This window comes from Actinomadura sp. CNU-125 (assembly GCF_001942465.1).
Lineage (GTDB): Bacteria > Actinomycetota > Actinomycetes > Streptosporangiales > Streptosporangiaceae > Spirillospora.
Genome location: NZ_MKJY01000312.1, coordinates 1 through 5534 on the forward strand (window position 1 = coordinate 1; position 5534 = coordinate 5534).

Genomic DNA, 5534 nt, shown 5'->3' on the forward strand with positions numbered 1-5534 from the left:
ACGCCCGGAGCGGCGGCGACTGGACGGAACGGGCGCGGCGGCCTCGACGATCTCGAACGCGGCCGCGGAGCGGCCCTGCGGGACGCGCGGGACGCGGTCGCGTCGTCCGGGCCGTGCTGGAGCGGCGCGACGAGCTGCGCGGCCGGCTCGACGCCTACCGCGTGAAAGCCGCCCGGCTGGGCCTCGCCGAGGACGACGCCACGGCCGGTCTGTACGAGAAGGCGCGCGCGCTGTTGTGGACGTCCCCCTGCGATCTCCGGGAGGCGACCGTGGCCTTGTCGGAGTTCCAGCGGGCCGTCGCCGCGCGGGAGAAGGGAGCGGATGGATGAGCGTGTGCACGCAGCCGGGATGCGCGGGAACCGTCGAGGGCGGATTCTGCGTCATATGCGGCATGGCCGCATCCTCCACGCCCTCGGGTCCCTCCGCCCCCGACGCCTGCGTTCAGCCGGGATGCGGCGGAACGATCGTCGACGGCTTCTGCGACGTCTGCGGCTCTCCCCCGGCCGCGGGCGGCTCCGCGACGTCGGGCGCACCGGACGCGGCGGCCGGGGCGGCCGGGGCGAACGCGCCGAGCGGCGCCTGCGACAAGCCCGGATGCGCCGGGACGATCGTCGACGGCTTCTGCGACGTGTGCGGCGAGCCTCCGGCCGCGACCGGGGTGACCGGACCGTCCACGGGCCCGTCCCGGGGCACCGGCGGCAGCAGGTCGGGCAGCGTCGGCACCGGACGGACGGGCAGCACGCGCACCGGCACGTCGCGGTCGTCGACCCGCATCGGCGGGCTGGGCGCCGGGCTGGTCGAGGTGCCGCGCGTCCCGTACCGCAACCCGTCGACCGCGGTGCTGCGCGATCCGCAGGTCGCCGAGAGCAGGCGGTACTGCAGCCACTGCGACGAGCCGGTCGGCCGCAGCCGCGGCGACCGGCCCGGGCGCACGGAAGGGTTCTGCCCGAAGTGCGGCAACGGGTTCTCCTTCACCCCGAAGCTGGCGCCGGGCGACCTCGTCGGCGGCCAGTACGACGTGCTCGGCTGCCTCGCGCACGGCGGCCTCGGCTGGATCTACCTCGCCCGGGACAAGAACGTCAGCGACCGGTGGGTGGTGCTGAAGGGCCTGCTGGACAGCGGCGACGCCGACGCCATGGCCGCCGCGGCGGCCGAGAAGGCGTTCCTCGCGGAGGTCGAGCACCCCAACATCGTCAAGATCTACAACTTCGTGCAGCACTCCGGTGATGGCTACATCGTCATGGAGTACGTCGGCGGCCGGTCCCTCAAGGACATCCTGCTGCAGCGGCGCGAGGAGGGCGCGGACGCGCTGCCCGTCGCGCAGGCCATCGCGTACGCGCTGGAGGTGCTGCAGGCGTTCGGCTACCTGCACGCCCGCGGCCTGGTGTACTGCGACTTCAAGCCCGACAACGTCATCCAGTTCGAGGAGCAGCTCCGGCTGATCGACCTCGGCGGCGTCCGGCGGCTGGACGACCCGGACGGCGCCATCTACGGCACGAACGGCTACCAGGCGCCCGAGATCGCGACGTGGGGCCGTCGGTGAGCTCCGACCTGTTCACGGTCGGCCGCACCCTGGCCGTGCTGAGCTTCCCCTTCAAGGGGTACACGTCCCGGTTCAAGGACAGCCTCCCGCCCCGCGAGGACGTGCCGGTCCTGGGGCGGTACGAGTCGTTCGACCGTTTCCTGCGCCGCGCGACGCACAAGGACCCGGACGAGCGGTTCCAGGACGCGGCGGAGATGGCCGACCAGCTCACCGGCGTCCTGCGGGAGGTGCTGGCCGCCGAGGACGGGCGCCCGCGCCCCGCGCAGTCGGCGCTGTTCGGCCCCGAGCGGTTCGCGGCGCGGGCCACGGGCGAGGACGCGAACGCGTCCGCGCTGCCGCCCGTCCCGCCCGCGACGGCCGCCGCGGCGCTGCCCGTCCCGCTGGTGGACGCCGGGGATCCCGCCGCCGGGTTCCTCGCGGGCCTCACCTCGCTGGAGCCCGCGCAGCTCGCCGTCACCGTGGCGAGCGCGCCGCAGCGGACGCCGGAGGTGCGGCTGACGCTCGCCCGCGTCAAGATCGAGCTGGGCGAGCACGCGGAGGCCGAGCGGCTGCTGGACGAGTTCGAGGCCGACCAGCCGGGCGACTGGCGGGTCGAATGGTTCCGGACGGTGGCGCTGCTCGCCCGGGGCGAGCTCGCCGCGGCCGAGCCGCGCTTCGACCGGCTGTACGACCTGCTGCCCGGCGAGGCGGCGCCGAAGCTGGCGCTCGCCTACTGCCGCGAGACGACCGCGCCCGCCGACGCCGCCCGCCTGTACGAGCTGGTGTGGCGCACCGACGACTCGTTCATCAACGCGGCGTTCGGGCTGGCCCGGGTGCGGCTCGGCGGCGCCGACCGCGCCGGTGCGATCGCCGCGCTGGACGCGGTGCCGGAGTCGTCGATCCGGCGCACCTCCGCGCAGGTCGCGGCGGTCATGACGCGGTGCGGTCGCGGCCCGCGGCCGAGCTGACTTCGGCGGACCTGATCGCCGCCGGGGGCCGCCTGGGCAAGCTCGGCCCGGACGCCCTGGACGTACGGCGCCGCGACCGGCTCACCGCCGAGATCCTGGAGGCCGCGCTCGACTGGCTGCTCATCGGCCCCGGCCGGTCCGACGGCGCCCGCGGCGGCGAGCTGCTCGGCGCGGAGCTGAGCGAGGCGCCGCTGCGCCGCCACCTGGAGGGCGCCTACCGGCGGCTGGCGAAGGTCGCACCGGACCGGGAGGAGTGCCGGCGGCTCGTCGACGCCGCCAACGCCGTCCGCCCGAGGACCCTTCTGTGAGCCGCCTCCCCGACTCCCGACCCCCCGCCGCAGATACGGACGACGCAGTGACCCACGACAAGACGGCCGCCAAGGCCGCGGAACCGACCTGCCCCGCCTGCGGCGAGATGGTGTACGCGGCGGACACGTTCTGCGAGGGGTGCGGGCACCGGCTCGGCGACGCCCCGGCACCGGCTCCGGCCGGCCGCGACGGCGCAGAGCGCGCGGTCCGCGAGGGCCGCACGTTCGGTCGAGCACGGCGTCGCTCGCCCGCCGCCGCGCGCGACCGCGCCGCCCTGCACCGACTGCGGCGGCGGGTCGATCGACGTCGACGGCTACTGCGAGAACTGCGGGCTCCGGCAGCCCGCCGACCGCGACCACGTGGAGACGACTCTCCCGGTGGGCGCAGGCGCGGGCGGGAACGCGGGCGTGCCGGTCGCCGCCGGGGTGAGCGACCGCGGCCTGCGCTACAGCCGCAACGAGGACGCGCTCGCCCTCGCCGTCCACGCGGCCGGGATCGCCGCCGTGGTGTCGGACGGGGTGGGCTCCTCGCAGCGCCCCGACGAGGCGTCCCGTGCCGCGGCCGACACCGGCGCCGCCGAACTCGCGGCCCGGCTGGACGCGGGCGAGGACCCCGAGGACGCCACCCGCGCCGCGGCGCGGTCGGCGGCGCGGGCCGTCGCCGAACTGGCCTCGTCGGAGGACGACGCGCCGTCGTGCACCTACGTGTCCGCGGTGACGCGCGACGGGACCCTCACCGTGGGGTGGGTCGGCGACAGCCGCGCCTACTGGATCGCCGCCGGAGACACCGGGGACGCCGGGAACACGGGCGACACCGGTGACGGGGCGGCGCGTCCGGAGAAGGCGGCCGAACCGGGCGGGCTCACGACCTCCCGACGGCTCACCGAAGACGACTCCTGGGCCGCGATCATGGTCGCGGAGGGCGCGCTGACCGAGGCCGAGGCCGAGGCGCACCCGAACGCGCACGTCATCACGGCCTGGCTCGGCGCGGACGCCGGGGACGTCTCCCCGCACGTCGCGTCGTTCCGTCCGTCCGGCCCGGGCACGCTGCTGGTGTGCAGCGACGGGCTGTGGAACTACTTCCCCGCCGCCCGGGACCTGCGGGCCCTGCTGCCCGGCGACCCCGCGCCGATCCCGCGGCCGACCCGCTGGGCGCCGCGCGGACGCTGGTGCGGCACGCCCTCGACGCCGGCGGCCGCGACAACATCACCGTCGCCGTGGTCCCCCTCCCTTCACCCGTCCGTTCCCCGAGCACGGAGCAGCATCGATGAGCGAGCAGCCGCAGTTCACCGTCAAGGTCGACCAGAACAAGTACCTGCCCGAGGGCGGCCGCGAGGTGCACGCCATCGTGTCGGTCGAGGCGAGCGCGGCGGAGGGGGGCGCGGCGCCCGCCGCCGCACGGCCCGCGACGCGCGCGTCCGAGGTCATCATCATCGACACGTCCGGCTCGATGTCCTACCCCGACACGAAGCTGCGCGCCGCCGTCGAGGCCGGGCAGGTCGCGGTGGACACGCTGCGGGACGGCGTCGAGTTCGCGGTCGTGTCCGGCTCGAACGTCGCGTCGATGGTGTATCCGGAGCGGCCGGAGCTCGTCCCGGCGAACGACGAGACGCGCCGCCTGGCCAAGGAGGCGCTCGGCCGGCTGCGCGCGTCCGGCGGGACCGCGATCGGGTCGTGGCTGCGGCAGGCCGACGAGCTGTTCGGCGACCGGGAGGGCATCCGGCACGCGATCCTGCTGACCGACGGCAAGAACCAGCACGAGACGGCCGAGCAGCTCGACGCCGTCCTGTTCCGCTGCGAGGGCCGGTTCGTCTGCGACTGCCGCGGCGTCGGCGCCGACTGGGAGGTCGCCGAGCTGCGCAAGGTGTCGTCGGCGCTGCTGGGCACGGTCGACATCGTCCGCGACCCGTCCGAGCTCGTCGCCGACTTCCAGGCGATGACGGAGGCGGCGATGGGCAAGTCGGTCGCGGACGTGGCGCTGCGGCTGCAGACGCCGCAGACGGCGCGGGTGAAGTTCGTCAAGCAGGTCATGCCGAACGTGGAGGACCTCACCGGGCGCCGCGTCGAGGTGTCGCCGCAGGCGGGCGACTACCCGCTGGGCGCGTGGGGCGAGGAGGGCCGCGACTACCACGTGAGCGTGGAGCTGCCGCCCGGCGAGGTCGGCAAGGTGCTGCGCGCGGTGTGGGTGAAGCTCGTCGTGCCCGGGCCGCCCGGCGAGGAGGCGCAGGTCCTCGCGACCGGCAACGTCCTCGCCGAGTGGACCGACGACGAGGCCCGCTCCACCCGGATCAACGAGCGCGTCGCGCACTACACCGGGCAGGCGGAGCTGGCCGTCGCGATCCAGGAGGGGCTGCAGGCCCGCGAGCAGGGCGACGAGGACACCGCGACGGCGCGGCTCGGCCGGGCGGTGGTGCTCGCGGACGCGGCCGGCAACGACGAGATCACCTCGCTGCTGCGCAAAGTCGTCGACGTGGTCGACCCCGCCACCGGTACCGTCCGGCTGAAGAAGAACGTCGACAAGCTCGACGGGATGGAACTCGACGCCCGCTCCACCAAGACCGTCCGGACCCGGAAGGACGAGACCGTCAACAACCGCGGCCAGAAGGGCTGAGCATGGCGATCTGCCCGAGCGGCCACACCTCGCAGTCCGGCGATTTCTGCGACGTGTGCGGCACCGCCATCGGCGGCGCCGCACCGCCCGCGGGGCCGGGCGTGCCGCCCGCCGCACCGCCCGCC

At 75.6% G+C, this 5534-nt stretch carries 3 protein-coding genes and 3 pseudogenes; all 6 read left to right on the forward strand.

The annotated features are described in order from the left end of the window. Window positions 1–329 (forward strand): annotated as a pseudogene (locus tag BJF79_RS30525) (hypothetical protein); the annotation flags it as partial. Beyond that, window positions 326–1543 carry a serine/threonine protein kinase gene (locus BJF79_RS65905; protein WP_143220419.1) on the forward strand — a complete coding sequence of 406 codons (1218 nt, stop codon included), beginning with the start codon at window positions 326–328 and terminating at the stop codon, window positions 1541–1543. The pseudogene BJF79_RS30525 and the gene BJF79_RS65905, both read left to right, overlap by 4 nt. A 194-nt stretch (window positions 1544–1737) precedes the next feature. Further along, window positions 1738–2798, forward strand: a pseudogene (locus BJF79_RS67465) (tetratricopeptide repeat protein). A gap of 507 nt (window positions 2799–3305) precedes the next feature. Beyond that, window positions 3306–3530: pseudogene (locus BJF79_RS67470) on the forward strand (serine/threonine protein phosphatase); the annotation flags it as partial. Window positions 3531–3868: 338 nt separating this feature from the next. Beyond that, complete coding sequence (locus tag BJF79_RS62255) at window positions 3869–4069, forward strand: hypothetical protein (RefSeq protein ID WP_262402767.1); 201 nt, start codon at window positions 3869–3871, stop codon at window positions 4067–4069. Next, on the forward strand, window positions 4066–5409 hold the full coding sequence (locus BJF79_RS30545) for a vWA domain-containing protein (protein ID WP_075902624.1): 1344 nt from the start codon (window positions 4066–4068) through the stop codon (window positions 5407–5409). Before BJF79_RS62255 ends, BJF79_RS30545 begins: the two co-directional genes overlap by 4 nt. Window positions 5410–5534 lie beyond the last annotated feature (125 nt).